Source organism: Microbulbifer maximicatervae (SeqCode), from assembly GCF_052467695.1.
This window is the reverse complement of the sequence record NZ_CP174320.1, coordinates 2,868,785-2,889,437: the sequence shown is the minus strand read 5'-3', so window position 1 is coordinate 2,889,437 and position 20,653 is coordinate 2,868,785. Positions and strand designations below refer to the sequence as shown.

At 48.5% G+C, this 20,653-nt stretch carries 16 protein-coding genes; 6 read left to right on the top strand and 10 right to left on the bottom strand.

The window, feature by feature from the left end:
- Positions 1-139: 139 nt before the first annotated feature.
- A complete protein-coding gene (locus tag ACJJI8_RS12650; RefSeq protein WP_444932585.1) occupies positions 140-3,646 on the bottom strand; it encodes a BapA/Bap/LapF family prefix-like domain-containing protein in 3,507 nt (1,168 codons plus the stop codon).
- Between the two features lie 275 nt (positions 3,647-3,921).
- Here ACJJI8_RS12650 and ACJJI8_RS12645 point away from each other — a divergent pair, with 275 nt between their 5' ends.
- The 3 genes from ACJJI8_RS12645 (at position 3,922) to ACJJI8_RS12635 (ending at position 7,225) form a co-directional block, all read left to right on the top strand.
- Complete coding sequence (locus ACJJI8_RS12645; protein WP_444932584.1) at positions 3,922-5,481, top strand: carboxylesterase/lipase family protein; 1,560 nt, start codon at positions 3,922-3,924, stop codon at positions 5,479-5,481.
- A 10-nt stretch (positions 5,482-5,491) separates the two neighbouring features.
- A complete protein-coding gene (locus ACJJI8_RS12640) occupies positions 5,492-6,040 on the top strand; it encodes a histidine phosphatase family protein (protein ID WP_444932583.1) in 549 nt (182 codons plus the stop codon).
- Positions 6,041-6,190: 150 nt separating this feature from the next.
- Entirely contained in the window at positions 6,191-7,225 is a 1,035-nt protein-coding gene (locus ACJJI8_RS12635; protein ID WP_444905427.1) for an IS481 family transposase, read from the top strand.
- Positions 7,226-7,291: 66 nt separating this feature from the next.
- Here the strand turns inward: ACJJI8_RS12635 and pepN are convergent, their stop codons facing one another.
- Positions 7,292-9,943, bottom strand: coding sequence for an aminopeptidase N (gene pepN / locus ACJJI8_RS12630; protein WP_444932582.1), 2,652 nt, complete (start codon positions 9,941-9,943; stop codon positions 7,292-7,294).
- A 496-nt stretch (positions 9,944-10,439) separates the two neighbouring features.
- Here pepN and ACJJI8_RS12625 point away from each other — a divergent pair, with 496 nt between their 5' ends.
- The 3 genes from ACJJI8_RS12625 to ACJJI8_RS12615 all read left to right on the top strand — a co-directional run bounded on the left by ACJJI8_RS12625 (position 10,440) and on the right by ACJJI8_RS12615 (position 14,143).
- Positions 10,440-13,430 carry an intermembrane phospholipid transport protein YdbH family protein gene (locus ACJJI8_RS12625; RefSeq protein ID WP_444932581.1) on the top strand — a complete coding sequence of 997 codons (2,991 nt, stop codon included), beginning with the start codon at positions 10,440-10,442 and terminating at the stop codon, positions 13,428-13,430.
- Positions 13,431-13,611: 181 nt separating this feature from the next.
- The gene (locus tag ACJJI8_RS12620) at positions 13,612-13,806 is read left to right on the top strand and encodes a YnbE family lipoprotein (RefSeq protein WP_282931815.1); all 195 of its coding nucleotides are present in this window, start codon (positions 13,612-13,614) and stop codon (positions 13,804-13,806) included.
- Between the two features lie 10 nt (positions 13,807-13,816).
- Positions 13,817-14,143 (top strand): YdbL family probable chaperone protein, encoded by a 327-nt coding sequence (locus ACJJI8_RS12615; protein WP_282931814.1) that lies wholly within the window; start codon positions 13,817-13,819, stop codon positions 14,141-14,143.
- Between the two features lie 92 nt (positions 14,144-14,235).
- Here the strand turns inward: ACJJI8_RS12615 and rpoS are convergent, their stop codons facing one another.
- The 8 genes from rpoS to ACJJI8_RS12575 all read right to left on the bottom strand — a co-directional run bounded on the left by rpoS (position 14,236) and on the right by ACJJI8_RS12575 (position 20,566).
- Entirely contained in the window at positions 14,236-15,282 is a 1,047-nt protein-coding gene (rpoS, locus tag ACJJI8_RS12610; RefSeq protein WP_413664895.1) for an RNA polymerase sigma factor RpoS, read from the bottom strand.
- 199 nt (positions 15,283-15,481) lie between these two features.
- Entirely contained in the window at positions 15,482-16,243 is a 762-nt protein-coding gene (locus ACJJI8_RS12605) for a peptidoglycan DD-metalloendopeptidase family protein (protein ID WP_444932580.1), read from the bottom strand.
- Positions 16,244-16,437: 194 nt separating this feature from the next.
- On the bottom strand, positions 16,438-17,400 hold the full coding sequence (locus ACJJI8_RS12600; RefSeq protein ID WP_444932579.1) for a DUF368 domain-containing protein: 963 nt from the start codon (positions 17,398-17,400) through the stop codon (positions 16,438-16,440).
- A complete protein-coding gene (locus ACJJI8_RS12595; RefSeq protein WP_282931810.1) occupies positions 17,397-18,068 on the bottom strand; it encodes a protein-L-isoaspartate(D-aspartate) O-methyltransferase in 672 nt (223 codons plus the stop codon). The genes ACJJI8_RS12600 and ACJJI8_RS12595 overlap by 4 nt, the downstream gene beginning before the upstream one ends.
- A gap of 54 nt (positions 18,069-18,122) precedes the next feature.
- Positions 18,123-19,085 carry a tRNA pseudouridine(13) synthase TruD gene (gene truD, locus ACJJI8_RS12590; protein ID WP_444932578.1) on the bottom strand — a complete coding sequence of 321 codons (963 nt, stop codon included), beginning with the start codon at positions 19,083-19,085 and terminating at the stop codon, positions 18,123-18,125.
- Positions 19,078-19,563, bottom strand: a complete 486-nt coding sequence (gene ispF, locus ACJJI8_RS12585) for a 2-C-methyl-D-erythritol 2,4-cyclodiphosphate synthase (protein ID WP_444932577.1) — start codon at positions 19,561-19,563, stop codon at positions 19,078-19,080. The genes truD and ispF overlap by 8 nt, the downstream gene beginning before the upstream one ends.
- Entirely contained in the window at positions 19,563-20,282 is a 720-nt protein-coding gene (gene ispD, locus ACJJI8_RS12580; protein ID WP_282931807.1) for a 2-C-methyl-D-erythritol 4-phosphate cytidylyltransferase, read from the bottom strand. Before ispD ends, ispF begins: the two co-directional genes overlap by 1 nt.
- Entirely contained in the window at positions 20,279-20,566 is a 288-nt protein-coding gene (locus ACJJI8_RS12575; protein ID WP_282931806.1) for a septum formation initiator family protein, read from the bottom strand. Before ACJJI8_RS12575 ends, ispD begins: the two co-directional genes overlap by 4 nt.
- Positions 20,567-20,653 lie beyond the last annotated feature (87 nt).

Here is a 20,653-nt window from a genome sequence, read left to right as displayed (position 1 = left end):
TCACTTTCAATAATTACCGGGAGGTTAAACACTCTATTAACATCTAATTACATAAATTCTGTAGAGTGGCCACAAAAGTCTAGCCAAAAAAAACCGGGCCTTACGGCCCGGTACTTAAGTTAATTTGTCGCTTTCAGATCTAAGTGTCGCTCAAGCTGTTTTGTTGCCACATATCTCCGATAGTGTCGTCAATTGCTGCCGACATCTCCATCGAATCCATTACTCCACTAGAAATTTGGCTCGTATCTACGCCAGCCACCTCTCCAGCAGACTCGAATATTTGAGTATCGCTACCCACAGATTCGAATAGATCATCAAGAGTCAAGTCAGAGCCACTACCCAGCATGTCAATACCAGGCACAGTTGCAGTACCAACATCCAGTATGCCGTCAGAGTCCATTGCCACATCTGATCCAATATTGATGATGGTAATGTCAATATCAATATCGATATCAACTGAAATGTCGATGTTGATATCAATGTCAACGCTAGTATCGGCATCGGCATCGGCATCGGCATCGGCATCGGCATCGGCATCGGCATCAGCATCAGCATCAGCATCTCCGTCCGGTTCCCAAGTGAATAACGGATCTGCCAACATATCTCCGTCGCCACCCAGAGTCGCTACATCACTTCCATGAAGCGCGCTCTGCTCGTGCGGATGATCTCCGATATTGATAATGATGATGTCGACGTCGATATCAATATCAATGTCGATATCAATATTTATGTCGATATCTACGTCGGCGTCCGCATCCGCGTCGGCATCCGCATCGGCATCCGCGTCGGCATCCGCATCGGCATCGGCATCCGCATCGGCATCCGCATCGGCATCCGCATCGGCATCCGCATCCGCATCGGCATCCGCATCCGCATCGGCATCCGCATCCGCATCCGCATCGGCATCGGCATCGGCGTCAGCATCGGCATCTGCGTCGGCATCTGCATCTGCATCTGCATCTGCATCTGCGTCAGCATCGGCATCGGCATCGGCATCCGCATCGGCATCCGCGTCGGCATCCGCATCGGCATCGGCATCCGCGTCCGCATCGGCGTCAGCATCGGCATCTGCGTCGGCATCCGCATCTGCATCTGCATCTGCGTCAGCATCGGCATCGGCATCCGCATCGGCATCCGCATCCGCATCGGCATCGGCATCGGCATCGGCATCGGCATCGGCATCGGCATCGGCATCGGCGTCAGCATCGGCATCTGCGTCGGCATCCGCATCCGCATCTGCATCTGCATCTGCATCTGCGTCAGCATCGGCATCGGCATCGGCATCCGCGTCGGCATCCGCATCGGCATCGGCATCGGCATCCGCGTCCGCATCGGCGTCAGCATCGGCATCTGCGTCGGCATCCGCATCTGCATCTGCATCTGCATCTGCGTCAGCATCGGCATCCGCATCGGCATCCGCGTCGGCATCCGCATCGGCATCCGCGTCCGCATCGGCATCCGCGTCAGCATCTGCATCGGCATCGGCATCGGCATCGGCATCGGCATCGGCATCCGCATCGGCATCCGCATCGGCATCCGCATCGGCATCCGCATCCGCATCCGCATCCGCATCCGCATCCGCATCCGCATCAGCATCGGCATCGGCATCGGCATCGGCATCGGCATCGGCATCTGCATCTGCATCGGCATCGGCATCGGCATCGGCATCGGCATCCGCGTCCGCATCGGCATCGGCATCGGCATCCGCGTCAGCATCTGCATCGGCATCTGCATCGGCATCTGCGTCGGCATCCGCATCCGCATCCGCATCTGCATCCGCATCTGCATCCGCATCCGCATCCGCATCTGCATCCGCATCTGCATCTGCATCGGCATCGGCATCCGCATCCGCATCCGCATCCGCATCCGCATCCGCATCCGCATCAGCATCGGCATCGGCATCGGCATCGGCATCCGCGTCCGCATCGGCATCGGCATCGGCATCGGCATCGGCATCGGCATCGGCATCCGCGTCAGCATCGGCATCGGCATCGGCATCGGCATCGGCATCGGCATCGGCATCCGCATCAGCATCTGCGTCGGCATCCGCGTCGGCATCAGCATCAGCATCTGCATCGGCATCTGCATCGGCATCTGCATCGGCATCGGCATCTGCATCTGCATCTGCATCGGCATCGGCATCGGCATCGGCATCTGCATCGGCATCTGCATCTGCATCTGCATCTGCATCCGCGTCAGCATCTGCATCTGCATCTGCATCCGCATCCGCATCCGCATCCGCATCCGCATCCGCATCCGCATCTGCATCTGCATCTGCGTCAGCATCGGCATCTGCGTCGGCATCCGCGTCGGCATCCGCATCTGCATCTGCATCTGCATCTGCATCTGCATCTGCGTCAGCATCGGCATCTGCGTCGGCATCCGCGTCGGCATCCGCATCTGCATCTGCATCTGCATCTGCATCTGCATCTGCGTCAGCATCTGCATCCGCGTCAGCATCGGCATCTGCATCTGCATCTGCGTCGGCATCCGCATCCGCATCGGCATCTGCATCTGCGTCGGCATCGGCATCGGCATCGGCATCCGCATCGGCATCGGCATCCGCATCGGCATCGGCATCGGCATCGGCATCGGCATCCGCGTCAGCATCTGCATCTGCGTCAGCATCTGCGTCGGCATCGGCATCTGCGTCGGCATCGGCATCGGCATCGGCATCGGCATCCGCGTCCGCATCGGCATCGGCATCGGCATCGGCATCGGCATCGGCATCCGCGTCAGCATCGGCATCTGCGTCGGCATCCGCGTCGGCATCAGCATCGGCATCGGCATCTGCATCGGCATCTGCATCTGCGTCGGCATCCGCATCCGCATCCGCATCCGCATCCGCATCCGCATCAGCATCCGCATCAGCATCTGCATCTGCATCCGCGTCGGCATCTGCATCCGCATCTGCGTCAGCATCTGCATCCGCATCGGCATCCGCATCGGCATCGGCATCCGCGTCCGCATCGGCATCGGCATCTGCGTCCGCATCTGCATCTGCGTCGGCATCTGCGTCGGCATCGGCATCTGCGTCGGCATCAGCATCCGCGTCGGCATCGGCATCGGCATCGGCATCGGCATCGGCATCGGCATCGGCATCGGCATCGGCATCAGCGTCAGCATCCGCGTCAGCATCGGCATCTGCATCTGCATCTGCATCTGCATCTGCATCAGCATCTGCATCAGCATCAGCATCAGAGTCAGGAATAAAAAATTGATCGCGATTGTCATCATCGTTATCGCTAGCCGCTACAGCGATAACAACAACTCCAAGTGCAATTAATGCAGGAATCCACCAAGAAATACCCGGATCGACTGGTGCTGGTGCTGGATAAGAAGCGCCACCAGCCGCAGCAAAGGCAGAGATTAAATCTCCATTAGAAGCCAACATAAGAGGCTCTCCAGCCCCTGTTAGCACTAGCTCACTGTGCTCGCCATCTTCATCTAACAGGTAAAACCCTGAAACAATGACGATCTGGCCGGATTTTAAAACAATAACGAGGTCTAATCCGTCCTTGGAAAAAGACGCAATATCCTCAGGATCTGCGGGCATTTCGACAAGACCAGGAGAGGTCAAAGATAGCCCCTCCAGTGATCGCTCGTCGATTGAGCCCGTGGATTTGTCAAAGATTTTCGCAATCATGCTCTCACCAACTTCAAACGGTGCAACTTCCTAAATACACAGTTCATGGCCTGAGCTTAAAGACGGAAAATACCCCACTTTGAGCCCATCCGTGACTAGATTCACTAATACATAGCCTTACTAATTTCCCTCCATAAAAAAACAATTACGCCAGTACGTTTTTACGCGCACTACTTTTGTATGGACGTAATTCAAAACGTTTTCAAGGAGGAGTTAGGCAGCGGCAGGAGAAAAACAGTTTTCGTGCTAACTTCAGCAAGATTAGGAAGTTACAAATGACTACAGACCCGGAAATTGGCAGGCACTTAAACAAAAAACCTACCCCCGTTGTTGATACGCCTGCCGGGCCAATCATCGGAACCACAGATGAAGAAACTGGCGTGTATAAATTCTTGGGTATTCCCTACGCTCTCCCCCCTGTAGGGAATTTACGTTGGCTACCACCGCAAGAGTTGGACCGCTGGAAAAATCCCTTCCAAGCGCATAGCTTTGGTTCACCAGCAGCGCAAAACTCATCCACCCTAATGGAAGTTCGAGATCAAAACGGGAATCTTCCTGAAAGGGAGGAATGCCTCTATTTGAATGTATTCTCTCCCGCAATGTCGCAAGGAAAAAAGCTGCCAGTAATGTTTTGGGTTCATGGCGGCTCTTTTTACATGGGATCAGGATGCCAAGAAATTTACAATGGTAAATACTTGGCAGCTAGCGGTCGGACAATTGTTGTCACTATAAACTACCGTTTAGGCGCACTGGGATTTCTGCGTTTAAAGGATATTAGTGATATACCATCAACCGGCAATGAAGGGCTTTTAGATCAAATAGCCGCCCTACAATGGGTTCGGAAAAATATCTCAGCATTTGGCGGAGATCCAAACAATATCACTCTTTTTGGCGAATCAGCCGGGGCTATGAGTATTGCCTCCTTACTTGAAGCCCCACAATGTAAAGGTCTTATACGGCGTGCAATTGTCCAAAGTGGGCACCCAAGAGCCTCCCACTCCCAGCAAAGCGCCAATCATGTTGGTAAGACTTTCATTCAGCAATTTGAGGAAATCTCTGGTGGCATCTCACTACAAAACTGTCCAACCAAACTTCTTCTGAAAACACAAAAAGCAATACTCTCTGACACGTCTATGACAGCAAAATGGGGGCAACTACCATTTAAACCTGTCGCAGACAGGGAACTTTTTTCCCCTGAAAAAAAGCTCTCCCCGACACACCAAACATCTCTTTTGTTAGGGAACAATTTGGAGGAATGGAATCTCTTCAGCGCAATAAACCCTGAAAGCTTTAACATGGACTACCGGCAAATATGCACTCATCTAGAATGGCTTATCCCAGAGTCCGAGCTAAAGCCCCTACTCAGACATTACTATCAACTAGCAAAAAAAATGACAGACAACCCCTGGCCAGAATGGAGCCGAGCCTGGAACCTCTTGCTCACTGATATGGTATTCACCTTGCCTGGGCTGAGACACCTACAAAGTCATCAGGGGGAAAACTATCACTATCACTTTGCGCAACCCCTCGCTGCACAGCCTTTACTAGGGGCTTGTCACGCCGTTGAGCTTGGCTATGTATTTGGAACCCATAGCGATCAGTCGTTGAAAACACTATATGGTGCTGAAGAAAACCCCCATTTATTAAGTGCCACAATGCAACAAGCTTGGCTGAATTTTGCTGAAACAGGGAAACCCGGCAATGATTGGCCAGAGTTTTCAGGAAAACACAGTAAACGATTTGGCAGTCATCCCTCAGCCAGGGCGTTTAACTCACCAGAGCTTCTCAGTTTATGGCAACATATACCCGACGATAGTTTGAATGGTTATCTTTAGGTTGGCATAGATGGCAAGAATTTTTTTAATCAGGCATGGAGAAGCAGCGAAAGGGGAGCACATCCCCGATCCAATACTCACAGACGAAGGTTACAAGCAGGCAGAAGAGCTAGCCCTAAAACTTTCCACACTCGAGAAAGTTCAATTAATAAGCAGCCCCAAACTCCGTGCACAGCAAACAGCAAAGCCCTTGGCCGAAGTTTGGGATATAGAGGTTGTGATTGAAAATGCAGTGACGGAAATACCTACACCAGAGGAAATACCCAAAGCTCAACGCCTAACCTGGTTACGAACATTACTTACTGGAGAGTGGGACCCCTGCGACAGAGAACAAAAAGATTGGCGCGATGGAATAATCAGGTATTTGGAAAGTCTTTCAGAGGATACCTTTATCTTCTGCCATTTTATGGTCATCAATTCAGTTGTTGCACATATCCGTAACCACCAAAAAGTACAACAGTTTAGGCCCGACTACACTTCAATCACTGAGCTAAAAAATGATGGAACCAAGCTACATTTAGTCCAGCTAGGCGAGGAAAAAGATAACAAAGTTCTATAAGAAGATGGGGTATGTGCAGCATACCCCAAACAGGCATTTATTTTAAATGTATTAGTTCAGACCAAATCTGACACATCCTCTTGAAAAAGAGGGGTTTACCGGTTTTGATGAAGGTGCCTAAACCTAAAAGCAAAACCAAGGATAAACCCCATGATCCATACTAATGATCGCATCATCAAACACAAGACCGGATTGCTAAATCTGGCAGAAGAACTCGGCAATATCTCCAAAGCTTGCAAGATGCTGGGTGTGTCGAGAGACACTTTCTATCGCTATAAGGAAGCCGTTTCAAGTGGCGGTGTGGACGCCCTTCTTGAGAAGAACCGGCGTGTGCCCAACCACAAGAACCGTGTTGACACAGTCATTGAAGAGGCAGTGTTAACTTATGCCCTCCAAGAGCCTGCCCATGGGCAGGTTCGAGTTTCCAATGAACTGCGTAAACGCGGTGTATTTGTGTCCCCTAGTGGCGTTCGGAGTATCTGGTTACGGCATGACCTGGCTAACTTCAAATTGCGATTAAAGGCACTTGAGGCCAAGGTCGCTGAGGAGGGACTGATCCTCACAGAGTCACAGGTTCAGGCTTTGGAGAGAAAACGGCATGATGATGAAGCCTGCGGTGAAATTGATACTCAACACCCAGGTTATCTGGGCTCGCAGGATACCTTCTATGTAGGAACCTTTAAGGGCGTCGGACGTGTTTACCAACAAACCTATGTCGATACCTATGCAAAGGTGGCTCATTGCAAGCTGTACACCACCAAAACGCCAATCACTGCGGCGGACCTCCTGAATGACCGTGTACTACCGTTTTATGCCTTACATGATCTACCAGTGCTGCGTATCCTAACTGATCGCGGTACGGAGTATTGTGGCAAATTGGAACAGCACGACTACCAGTTATATCTAAGTGTGAACGAAATAGAACACACTAAGACAAAAGCCAGACATCCACAAACTAATGGAATCTGTGAGCGCTTCCATAAGACCATTTTACAAGAGTTCTACCAACCCTCATTACGCCGTAAGATCTATGGATCAATAGAAGAGTTACAAACGGATCTGGACGAGTGGCTCACATATTACAATAATGAGAGAACTCATCAGGGTAAGAAGTGTTGCGGTCGAACACCGTTAGCAACTCTTGAAGATGGAAAAAGCATCTGGAAGGAAAAGCTCGTAAACTGAATTTGACCTGACAGAGCATCTCCTGAGAAACCGGTAACTGTCAGATCAAGTCTGAACTACTACATTTTAAATCAAGCTTTTGCTAACCACCTCAAACAAATCCTTAGATAGGTCTCCCGAATCAGCAACCCTTTGCAGGGCAACTTTCATCTTCTCACCCAGGCTACCAGAGTATTTTTTCCAACGTGTGATCGGTATAACCAGCCTTGCTGAAATTTGTGGATTTAGCTTGTCCAAGGCCAGAACCTGATCGGCAACAAACTCAAACCCGCTACCATCGCTCTTATGGAATTGCTTAAAATTACGATTAGCAAAACCACCTATTACAGACCTTACTTTATTGGGGTTTTTCATTTCAAAAGCAGGGTGATCCATAAGTGCACGAATATTTTCCAATGTACCGCGCTTGGGACTACAACTCTGCTGACTCAGCCATAGTTCTACGACTTGAGTATCGGTTCTCCAGCGCTCATAAAATTGCTCAATCAACCCCCTGGCTCGGTCTTCCGGTGCATGATTAATAATAACAGCGAGAGCCGCCGCACTATCTGTCATATTACTAGCGTTCTCAAACTGAACCTGGGCTATATTTAACGCCTCCTCAGTTTCTGTTATGCACATATAGGATAAACAGGTATTTTTAAGTCGTCTTTGCGCAATATCTAACGCATTCGGGCTATAGGGCTTAGTCGTATTCAATTCCAGATAGCGCTTGCGAAATTCATCAAATAATTCACCTGCAATTACCTTCCTTACAAAATCCCTCGCAACAATTATTGCTTCCGCATCAATAGATGATGACTCTTCAGCGATAAACTGCTCACTGGGCAATTGCAAGATCTCTGCGACCAGCGCTAGATCGAGATCAACATCCTGTAAAACCTCTTTATAAGCACTGATTAAACTTGGTTGTACCTGTAGTTCCTCACCTTTACGAAAAGCCACCTGAAGCTCATACAAAGCATTTAATGCTAGGCGCTGACTTGCATCCCAGCGGTTAAACGTGTCCTTATCCTTTCTCATTAAAAACTGAAGCTGCTCATTACTATAGTTGTACTTTATTTTTACTGGAGCAGAGAAGCCCCGCAGCAATGAGGGTAAAGGCTTCTTTGTAAGTCCGGAAAACTCAAAAGACTGCTCATCTTCTGTTAACTGTAAAACAGTTTCAGTATCACCCTGCTCATTGAGTACAAGCTCTGCGCCATCAGCCCCCAACAATCCAATTCTTATTGGTAAGTGAAAAGGTAACTTCTCTTCCTGACCTGGCGATGAAGGGCAAGTCTGGCGAATAGTTAGCCTATAAGTACCATCAGTTTCATTAAAGCTATCTGTCACATCAAGTATCGGCGTGCCTGCTTGGCTGTACCAGTTACGAAATTGCTTCAGTTCAACCTTGTTTGCATCTTCCATCGCCTTGACGAAATCTTCACAGGTTACCGCGCAGCCATCATGCCTCTGAAAGTACAAGTCACTTCCTTTGCGGAATCCTTCTGCACCTAAGAGTGTATGAATCATCCGTACAACTTCCGCACCCTTTTCATAAATTGTCAGAGTGTAAAAATTTGAAATTTCTATATAAGAATCTGGCCTGATAGGATGGGCCATAGGGCCGGCATCTTCAGCAAACTGGGTAGTACGCAAAAGGGATACATCTTCAATACGCTTAACCGCTCGGGAATTAAGATCAGCGGAGAACTCCGCATCACGAAATACGGTAAAACCTTCCTTCAGACTCAACTGAAACCAATCCCGGCAGGTGACCCGATTACCGGACCAATTGTGAAAGTACTCATGCCCTACAATAGACTCGATCCGCTGAAAAGCTGAGTCCGTCGCTGTTTCTGGGCTAGCGAGCACGCAGGCCGAATTGAAAATATTCAATCCTTTGTTTTCCATAGCCCCCATATTGAAATGATCAACAGCAACAACCATAAAGATATCTAGGTCATATTCCCTTCCGTAAGTTTCCTCATCCCAACGCATCGCATTTTTAAGGGATCGCATAGCATGATCACACTTCCCAATATTTTTCGCTTCCGTAAAGATCTGCAACTTAACCTTTCTACCAGAGGCTGTTGTGAAGCTATCTTCCACATGCTCCAAATCCCCGGCTACCAACGCAAATAAGTAAGCCGGCTTGGCAAATGGATCTTCCCAAGTTACAAACTGACGACCATCTTCATATCTACCTTTCTCAATTTCATTGCCGTTGGAAAGTAGTACCGGGTGGTCCATCGGCGCGACGATGGTGGTGGTAAATTTGGACATAACATCCGGCCGATCAGGATAGAAAGTAATTTTTCTAAATCCTTCAGCTTCACATTGAGTGCAATACATACCATTAGAGAGATATAATCCCTCTAAAGATGTGTTTTCCTCCGGATTTATCCGATTGCGGATTTCCAGCAGAAATTCTGGTTTCTCTACAGGGATAGACAGGCCCTCAGGTAGAACCTGATAATCAGATGTAGATAACAAAACTCCATCCAAAGAAACCGAAAGTAATTCCAGCTCAACACCATCCAGCACTAAAGGCGGCAGCCCTGCGTCCGCTTGCGGATTTCTGCGAATATTCAAACGAGATTTGACCAAAGTTGCCTTGGGTTCCAGCTCAAAATGTAAATCAGTAGCATCCACCAGGTAATCTGGTACTTGATAGTCTTTCAGGTAAATGGTCTTTGGCTGGCTATCATTCATTATTGAAACACCTTCAGTCATTCTATGCCCTTCCGGGGCAGTATGAATTCGATTAATTGGACCAACAATATCGTTACCCGGGCTAATACTATTTATCACCCAAGTTAAAAACCGGACTATAGCTTCCCAGCGCGATTGGTGCCACGCATAGATAAGTTAGATTAATACTTGCCCTTGCAGCCTTGCCCACCGGCACTCTTGGCACATCTGCCCCCACAGACGTGGCGGCAACAGCGGCGGAGAAGCTAAAAACTATCAGTACAACCATTCATATAGATAAAAACTATTAATTAATGGTCGATTATCTATCTACATAAAGCACTTATTGTCTGCCCCACCCCTTAGCACAGTAGATACTCATCAACATGGCGAGAAATTGCAGCAAGTATAATTATCCAATCTGGTAAACTCCCCATAAGGTAGAAGTAAGGGATTAAAGTATTCCTACTCCGCCCTTTTGTAACGAATAATAGATTTAAGTTTGAACTAATCTCTTGCGAGAACTCCGAGGTTCAGTGTGCGTAAACTCCGTATATCCATCATAACCCTATCTTGTTTTTTAGCTGCGCTCATAGCAGCTAGCTGGTGGAAAAAGGATATCGTTGCTTCTCAGCTAATCAATATTTTCTCAGGAGAGGTAGTTATTCAGGAGCTGACAGGACTACGACTGGGTTTTAAAGAAGTTTCCATCCAGGAAGTTCGCCTAAAGTCCAGCGTAAATAGTATTATCCTCCTCGAGGGAGTAAAAATTGTCTATCCTTTCCATATTATTTATGACCGAGATAACACCCAAAAAATTGAACTATCAATAGAAAAGCTAACCAGGAGCATGGAAGCTGAAGATATCGTTACCAAAGCCCATATCAACGAGCAGCTCCCGGAAAATAATGTCAAGACAAGTAATACATTATCGTTAAGTGCCCTAAGCCAAAGTCTAACCCGCTTTTTGCCAGGCAAGATATCCGTTAAGCAAATAGTACTCGATGGCCAATTGATTGGCGGCCCACTAAATATAGCTCGCGACAGCACAAAAATTCATGCCGAAACTCCCCTTAAACACCCCCAGTTTGGCGAGCTTAATTTATATTTTGAGGCTTTTTTAGGTTTGTCAGAAATCAAACTAAAACCCAGAATACTAACTAACAACTCAATGATTCTGTCTGAAGCTGATATAACTATTGCTAAACTAGAAACTGACACATGGATTTTAAACAGTGAACTTGTATCAGAGCTGGAATCTATAGCCCCACTGATAGAGATATTTGAACCTAAAGCTAGCTCCACAACTAAGCCGACAGTATCAGGCAAAATTATAGCTACCACCGCAATTAGCTTGCCAGACAATCTGCTATCCATTTCAAGCTACCGAGAAATTGACATTCAACTTAATGGCAATGATCTAAAGGCCACAATCCCATACGCTCAACTAAACTCCAATATAGAAGCCCAATTATCTATAAGTAACCCAATAAAAATAACACTTGAATCACTATTTCCATTTAAACCTCGACATATCAAGGGGAGTGGCGAGCTTGATATAGCTTTAGGTACTGATAAAAACACCAATACCCCGCTATTAAGTGCGGACTTTAGCTCGAGCACATCGGCGACATCTCCCGAATTAGATATCGAAGGTACTTTTCATCTAACAAGTGCAAATACTATAGTTAATTCCCCCCTATATCTCAGACACTTGCCAACACTACCTATAGATAGTGTTAATGGAGATGTGGCATTTAAGGGTAAACTTCAACTAAGTTCGCTTAACAATATTAACTCTCCAGAAGTAAATAGCTTTCAATTAGAATTGATACCAAACCAAACTATTCAATTGGATATTTCAGCTCCCACATCAGGAAAAAACTCGCCTTTAATTTCTACCGGATTACATCAGAGCAAGATTCAGGCAAGCATTAAAGATCTTATCTCCATTACAGGTGACCTGACCAATCCCAACAAAAGAGATATTAAGGTCGAACAAGGATCTCTAACTGCAACAATCCAAGGCTCCAATGGGGACTCGACAGTACAGTTAACCGCTAGCGGCATACAATGTCACTTCTCTGATATCAGTGCCTGTAACTTTGAGCTGAAGACAAAGGTACCCCAACTTTATGAGCGGGCCAGAGAATTAGCAGTTACCAATCTGAGCTCAACGGCCAAGGCAAAGATTGAAAGCAATCTTAAAGGTCAAAACTTTACTCTAGAGAGCATTAAAGTATCTGGAGAAAAAATAGCAACCAAAACATTTGCGGCTGACAGAGTAAACTTAGATATACCAAGAGTACACTGCGAAGTAACGGAACCTACAATCTGCACTCTCCCAGAAATAAGCAGTCAGTTTGGAATTATCAACACCGAGCAATTTTCCCTTTCTGGAGACCTCAATTTTCTTGATAGTATTGTTACCATCAAAAATGGTGCTGCAGCGCTGGACAGTGAATTTAATAGTATCAATTTAGAGATTGAGACATCGGAAAAGTACAAGGTTAACCCTTCAGCCAAAGGCAAGCTATCCCTGCAACACAATAAGCTAACAAGTCATAGTCAAATTAAAGCAGGTGCAATTAAAATTGATTTAAGCGGCTCTTACGACTTATCAAAATCCTCAGGTGGAGTTGAATTTTCCGTTCCTGAAGTTATCTTTAGTACGGATCGCTCTCTAAACGATACGATCCAGGGGCTTCCCCTCAATATCGTCTCGGGCAGACTTTCTGCCGGTGGTTCTGTGTCTTTTCCCTCCCAGTCCAAAGACAGTATCCATGTTTCATTGGACGATATTGCAGCAACCTATAAAGATAGTTTTGCCATCGGAATCAGTGGAGATCTAAAAGTAGAAAACGAAGATGGGCACTGGATCACACCTACACCATACCCACTATCGATAGAATCTATTAACGCGGGCTTACCAGTGAAAAATGTCCAGTTATCACTGCAACTGGATAAACAGAAAGATATTACATTGCATAATTTTTCTGCTGACTTTTTGCAAGGCAGGGTTACTTCATCAGCCCTTATTTGGAATCTCGCTGAAGAGACTCGAAAAAGCATTGTACATGCACAAGGTATTTCTCTAGAGGCTTTAGCACAGGAGACGGACTCAGAGAACTTTGAGGCCAGCGGGCTAATTAACTTGGAAATCCCCATTGTAACGGGGCCTGAGGGTATCACTGTGGAAGCCGGTCACCTTCAGGGTGAAGCTCCAGGCGGACGTTTACGCTACTACGGAGCCTTTTCTCCGCAGATGCTGGCAAGCAACCCCCAACTTAAGTTGATAGCCAATGCACTGGAAGATTATGAGTTTCAATCACTGGAAGGCAGCATAGACTATCCAGCCAGCGGAGATCTCCAACTACAGCTAAAGCTGGTTGGTCGAAGTGAGGCTATCGATTCTGATCGAGACCTGGTGATCAACCTGAACCTTGAAAACAATATCCCAGATATGCTGCGTTCATTGCAAGCCAGTCGTGATTTGACTGAAACCCTGGAAAAGCAGCTGGACCAATAGGTCAGGAGTGAAGTAGCCTTTATTGGTATGTACAAGCCTGCTTGGTTCATCACCGGTTAAGGTTGACTCAATAAAATACTTGGGTCTGCCGGCATCCAACTCACCTGCTGAACCAGGCAGGTAACACGGGCTAGGTACAAAAAGTAAAAGGGTACCAAAGAGGTACTGTGAGGAGTGTCAGATGAAAGCCAGCCGACTGATTCCTATGGGGCTGCTATACGCTATGGTTGCTACAGGGTGTACACCCACTGTAGCGGTAAAGGCTCCCAGTGAGCCAATTACAGTAAACCTGAATGTGAAAATTGAGCATGAAATTCGGGTCAAGGTCGACAAGGACCTGGACAACCTGTTTGAAGACAAGGAAGGGATTTTCTAAGGAGGCAAATATGAAGACATTAATGAAAGCCTTTTTGGCACTGAGCTTATTAATCGCCCTGCCTGCAATGGCAATCTCCCTAAATGAAGCAAAAAGTAAGGGCCTGGTTGGTGAAGCCAATAGCGGATACATCGCTATCGTAGATGCCAGCTCACCAGAATTGGAAAAACTGGTCAAAGAAGTGAATGCCAAGCGAAAAGCTGCTTACGCTCGAATCGCTGAACGCAATAAAATTGATATAGCCCAAGTGGCAACACGCGCCGCTGAAAAGTTGGAAGCCCGCTTGTCACCCGGAGAATACTACCAGGACAACCTGGGACGCTGGGTAAGGAAGTAACTCATAGCCCGAAGACTTCAGCTCAGTAAGAAGAGATGATAAAAAACCCCACAGCCAGAAACTGGCAGTGGGGTATTATCAAGGAGTAGAGGCTACAAATTGCCAAATAGTGAATGCCCGTCGAGCCCCTGCTTCTCCATAACCTCTCTTAAACGTTTCAGTGCATCCACCTGTATCTGCCTGACCCGCTCCCTGGTGAGACCGATTTCACGCCCTACTTCTTCCAGGGTGCTCGCTTCAAAACCGCGCAAACCAAACCGCCTAGAGACCACTTCACACTGTTTGTCAGGTAACTCTCCCAACCAGCGGTTGATGCTGTCAAAAAGGTCCCTGTCCTGTAAAAGCTCTGCTGGGTCAGATTCCTGCTGATCGGGGATGGTATCTACCAAGGTCTTCTCAGAAGAGGGCCCAATGGGAGTATCTACAGAAGTAACCCGCTCATTGAGCCCCAGCATACGCTCGACATCTTCGACTGGCTTCTCAAGGAGGGTCGCAATTTCTTCTGCGGATGGCTCGTGATCCAGCTTTTGCGCCAACTCTCGAGATGCACGCAAGTACACGTTTAACTCTTTCACGACATGGATGGGCAGGCGTATGGTCCGGGTCTGATTCATTATGGCCCGTTCTATCGTCTGACGTATCCACCAGGTGGCGTAAGTGGAAAAGCGAAAACCTCTCTCTGGATCAAACTTCTCAACTGCTCGAATCAGGCCCAGATTGCCTTCCTCAATAAGGTCCAGCAGTGCCAAACCTCGGCTAACGTAGCGGCGAGCAATCTTTACAACAAGGCGAAGATTGCTCTCGATCATTCGTTTTCTTGCCGCAGCATCTCCACGCAAAGCCTTGCGCGCGTAATACACCTCTTCTTCTGCGGTCAATAGGGGGGAGAATCCAATTTCATTGAGATAGAGTTGAGTAGCGTCGAGATTTTTCTGCAAATGGCCATCGCCATCCAATCTACAAACTCTACTTTTCTCTGCCTGGGAGGGTGCGGAACTCTTTTTAGCCGCAGATTTCCGCGTGCGACTAACACCTGCTTCAGTTGAACCTAATTTCTGCTCATCATTTTCAACGTCTAACTCAGGAGGAAAGTCTTCTGCCTGGCCAGCCATAGACTGGTCTTGCCGTTGTGCTTCCATTTCCCCTGCTCCTTGTACTTTGCCAATTTCAGCCGCACAACACACTCGGACATTGATAACACAACTATCAATGCCGCAGGTATGTGGCGACAGCCACTGAATCGGCTGACCCTGGGATGGCCACGATTACAGTGACTACCTCAAGTGGTACTAGTTAAAAGTCCATTTTTATTTGCAGAGCTTTACTGCGGCCGTGAACTTACGGTAAGTAGGCAAGAGGGTCTACTGGCTGACCGTTTTTGCGAATCTCAAAGTGGAGCTTGTTGCGGTCGGTACCACTCGAACCCAGTTCCGCTATCCTTTGCCCCGCCTTTACCCTGCTGCCCTCCTTTACGAGCAACCGGTGATTGTGTGCATAGGCACTGAGGTAAACCTCGTTGTGCTTGACGATCAGCAGCTTTCCATAACCTCTCAAGGCGCTTCCTGCGTAGATCACGGTGCCATCAGCCGCTGCCAGTACAGACTCACCCTTTTCACCCGCGATATCAACTCCCTTACGCAATGGGTCCCCAGAGCGGAAGTGACTAATCACTTTCCCCTTGGCGGGCCAGCGCCAGTTGACCGATCCGCTCCGGCGAGATGCTGTTGATTGGCGCTTTGGGCTTGGTGTTAAAGATTTTTTAGCAGTGGTCGTTTGTGTTGTTTTCGGTTTAGCTTTTGCGACTGGCGCTTTTTGCTTCTTTTGCGTGCCGGCAGTGCTCTTGGTTGGCACTGAACCCGTCAGCCTGATTCTCTGCCCAGGATATATTTGATAAGGGGAGCGGATACCATTTATCGCCGCCAATTGGCGAAAATCCTTGCCGTAACGCCAGGCTATCGAATAAAGGGTATCCCCTTTACCTACCGTGTGGTGGGTAATTTTGATACTCGGGGGCTGGCGTAGGGAGCTTGAGGGAGCCTTATGGCTGGAACAGGAGGAAACGGCCTGCAGCAGAACCAGCAAGCCTAATATTTTAAACACCCCCCACAAACAATGACCGATTTTAGGGAGCTTGTTCCGCCAACATCGGCGCTCAAAAGGTTGCAAAAGATGACATTCCATTATTCTCTTTTTACATCAGACCACGGCATTTATGGAAAAAGTGTCTAAAGAAAAGCTCCAAAAATCTCTGGAAAAGTTTGATAAAACGCTGCCATACCGAGATTTTCCAGATCTTATTGCGGAGTGGCGCAAGACTTCTCTCTGTGCACCTTGCCAAAGAAGTCTACAGCGAGAACCAAGAGCGCTGCCACTAGAGCCGCAACAATTGCGCCCCCCAAATGAGCACTGTCGCCGGTTTGCTCGACATAAGTTAACGGAGAAGTGTTGGATAGCAAAGGGGCCAATTTGCTTGATGCTTCGATTTCCCCGGACATTGGCAGTTTCCAGGGCCAAATAATCTTCAAACTACCCAACAAAACCCCGGCAAGAAATGCCAGTGTCCTGGCTACATATTTGTGCATCAGCCAAGACAACAAGCGACTGAAGAGCATCAATCCTATTGCCGCCCCTGCCGCAAAGCACAATAGGTTTGAAATTTGGAGTTCATGAACTGCAGCTAAAACCTTGGGGTATATCCCGATTAATAACAGCAGGAAAGCGCCGGAAATTCCCGGCAGTGCCATCGCACATATTGCCAAAGCACCTGATAAAAACAGCGTAAGTGGAGTTGCCGGTATCTCCGAAGGCCGCATCTCGCTCACTGTTACTGCAAGCGCAATACCCAGTGCAAGAAAAACCAAAACAGATGGCGACCACCGGGGGATATTTCTCACAATGGGAACAATTGAGGCGAGAACCAAACCGAAAAAGAAAGACCACACAACAATTGGATAATTTTGCAGTAAGCCACTAATCAGGTGGGCCAAGCTAAAAACGCTCAACAATACCCCAAGGAAAAGAGAGAGCAAAAAGCTCCCATTAATATAGCGCCAAGTGGATAGAAACCCCTCCTTCCGCCACACTGTAATACAATGCGGGCCTATTCGACTGAGGGAGTCCAAAAGCTCCTGGTAGATGCCGGTAATAAAGGCAATAGTTCCCCCGGAAACACCGGGCACCACATCGGCAGCCCCCATTGCCATTCCCCGCAGAAGTACTCCGGGGTAGCGACTTTTTAGAACCTCAGTAAATCTCATCGAACCACGCCACCGAGTAAAGGCACGAAACGTACCGCTTCCAACTTTTCCACATCAAACTTATTACTATCCTCACGACGAGTCACCATCGTCAGGTATTGCTGCTCAGCCCCCACCGGAATTACCAAAACTCCATTGGGAGCCAGCTGTTCTCGCAGCTCATCAGGAATCATTGCAGGTGCTGCTGCAGCCAGGATAGCATCGTAAGGACCCTCTTCTTTCCAACCAAAGCCCCCACTGCTGAGCTTATACTCTACATTGCTATAACCCAGCTCCCCCAACCGATGGCGAGCGGTTTCCAATAGAGGTTCGACACGCTCGACGGAATAAAGTTGTTCGACCAAACGAGCAAGAATGGCCGTTTGGTAGCCAGAGCCCGTACCCACTTCCAGAACTCGGTGTAGAGACTTGGCTCTACTCAGTAAGAGTTCAGTCATACGGGCGACAATGTATGGCTGGGAAATAGTTTGGCCATACCCTATGGGCAAAGCAGTATCTTCATAAGCCCGAATAGCCAGGGCCTCATCCAAAAAGAGGTGTCGAGGTGTAGATGCCATTACATCCAGTACCTCCTCGTTGGATATCCCCTCTTCCCGCAATCGCTGGATCAAGCGATTACGGGTTCGCTGGGAAGTCATCCCCAGACCTTCTTGTCTCAAGCGATCCATATTCTTTTCTTGTCCATGATTTGTGCAACAGCGCCAGTCACCTAAATACAAATTTTATGTGCACTGTTTAACATTGACCAGCTGAGCTATCTCCCGTAGCAAAGCCGTAGCAAAAGTACCCGGTGGCAAGGCAAATTCGACGATTAAATGATCACCTTCCCACTCATAGCGAAATGCCTCCGGGGATAAAATCATGGCCCGGCGCTCCTGACTAAGACCGCAGTGCTCCAGCCAGTTGCACCAAGGCTGCCACGGGGACAACACTTGCTCTTCCAACTGCCCCAGGGCATCCGTTGACAGGTTTCTGCCACGCCCCCAAAGAGGCCCGGTTGGGTAATCTTCAGGCTCTCCAACGAGGGGGCTCTGCCAGGCTCCGGTATTGACTCGTTCAGCCAAAACCTGGTTGAACAGCCAGCTACGGGCAGCAGACATGGCGAAGGCCTTTTCGCTTTTGCGGCAGCGACCGTCCTCTTCAGCTAAGTTTTTTGCCAGGCTAAGGTTATTGCCATCAATCCCAAAGCGCTGTTCACCGAAGTAATTGGGGACCCCTTTGGGAATCATCTGAAGTACTTCTTCTGCTTTGTCCCGATCACCTTCTACATTGCGCAACCGAATCTTGAAGCGATTCCCCATATGCTCGCCGCGACGCAACTTGCGTGGTCCCCGGAAGGCCTGGAGCAATGAAATCTCATCGCTGTTAATTTGCGACCAGTCTGCTTCTGGCTTTTGTCCGAGCCATACACTGAACCATTGAGTGGTAACAGCATGTCGGTCTTTCAAGCCATAAAAGCTGACATCCCGGCTTTGCACCCCAGCTAACTTCGCCAATTCCTTGGCAACCCAGGCGGTATTTGCCCCGCGCTTTTTAACCTGCAAGTAAACATGCTCGCCATCTTTATCAGCCGGCGGCATAGCCAGTTCATCGACAATAAAATCTTCTGGTTCTGTGCGAAAATCGCCAGAAATTACCGCACCCCCAAGCGCTCGGGGCCAATCCAGATTCCAAACTTCAGACATCTTTGCGCTCTAATAAAACAGTAGCTTGCGCGGCGATACCCTCACCGCGACCAGTAAATCCAAGCTTTTCTGTAGTGGTTGCTTTGACACTGATCGCACCGCAATCAACACCACAGTCAGCGGCAATATTGACTCGCATTCCATCGATATGCGGAGCCATTTTGGGGGCCTGGGCAATCAACGTCATATCAGCATTAACCAGGCGATACCCTTTACTATCGATTAACCCAACAACATGTCGAAGCAGGTTTCTGCTATCCGCTCCGGCAAATTGTTCATCGTTATCGGGAAAGTGCTTACCGATATCTCCCAGGGCCAGAGCCCCCAGTAAGGCATCCGATAGGGCGTGCAGTAAAACATCCCCGTCAGAATGAGCTACCAAACCATACCCATAGGGGATTTGTACTCCTCCGAGCACTACATAATCACCAGGGCCAAATGCGTGAACATCAAAGCCCTGGCCTATTCGAAAACTCACTATCGCTTATCCTCAGTCGGGGAGTAGCGCAGACGTAAAATAGTTTCTGCAATTATGATATCGGCGGGGTGCGTCACTTTAATATTGTCACTATCACCCGCAACCAATTGCGGTGAATGGCCAAAAAACTCCAGTGCACTGGCTTCATCGGTTACAGCAACCCCTTGTTCCAGGGCTTTACCAAGGCAAGAGTGCAGAGTACTGAGAGGGGCCCGTTGCGGGGTTTGCGCCAGCCAAATACTTTCGCGGTCAACCGTTTCTTCCACACAGGCTACACCGCCAGTCACATGACTGCGCTTTAATGTGTCGCTTGCGGGGCGCGCCAGAAGTGCCATCGGTGAGACTTCGTCACTGAGTAAAGCGCAAATATCGCGCTCAGACACACAGGGTCGTGCAGCATCGTGGACTAAAACTGGAGTATCGCCGCTTTCTCGCTCCGCCAGGAAATCCAGGGCGGACTGAACAGAGTCTGCTCTCTCAGCTCCACCAATGACGGTGTGTACCAAGGGGTGGTTTGCTTCTTTCAGGTGAGGGAAGTAGGTATCCTGCTCCGATAGCGATACTACAACGCCGGCCAATCCTGGCCACCCAAGAATATTTTTTAAAGTCAGGGATAGCAGTGGTCGCCCAAGCAACGGCAGGTACTGTTTCGGGCGATCAGCCCCCATACGTTTGCCAACGCCGGCAGCGGGTACAATGACCCAATAATCCTTAATCAATTTTCAGCCTCTTCCTTATCGAGGAAGATAAACAGTGTTTCCCCTTCCTTGATCAGTCCCAGGTCATAACGGGCTTTCGCTTCCACACCATCAGTGCCAACTTTCAAACTGCGGACTTCCCTGAACAGTTGACGGTTTTCCCGCACCAGCGCGATATTTTTTTCTTGCTGTTGGGCTAATTGACGCTTGAGACGGGTAACTTCGGCGAGACTACCTTCACCAACCCAAAGTCGGTACTGGGTGGCGAGGAGCATAATGGTGAGTATTGCCAGCAGCCATTTCATACGAGATTACGATATTTCGCTTGTTCGTATTTATAGTACTACAAAGAGGGGCTGGCCCTTCTTTGTAGTACTTGCACGCTAATTCAA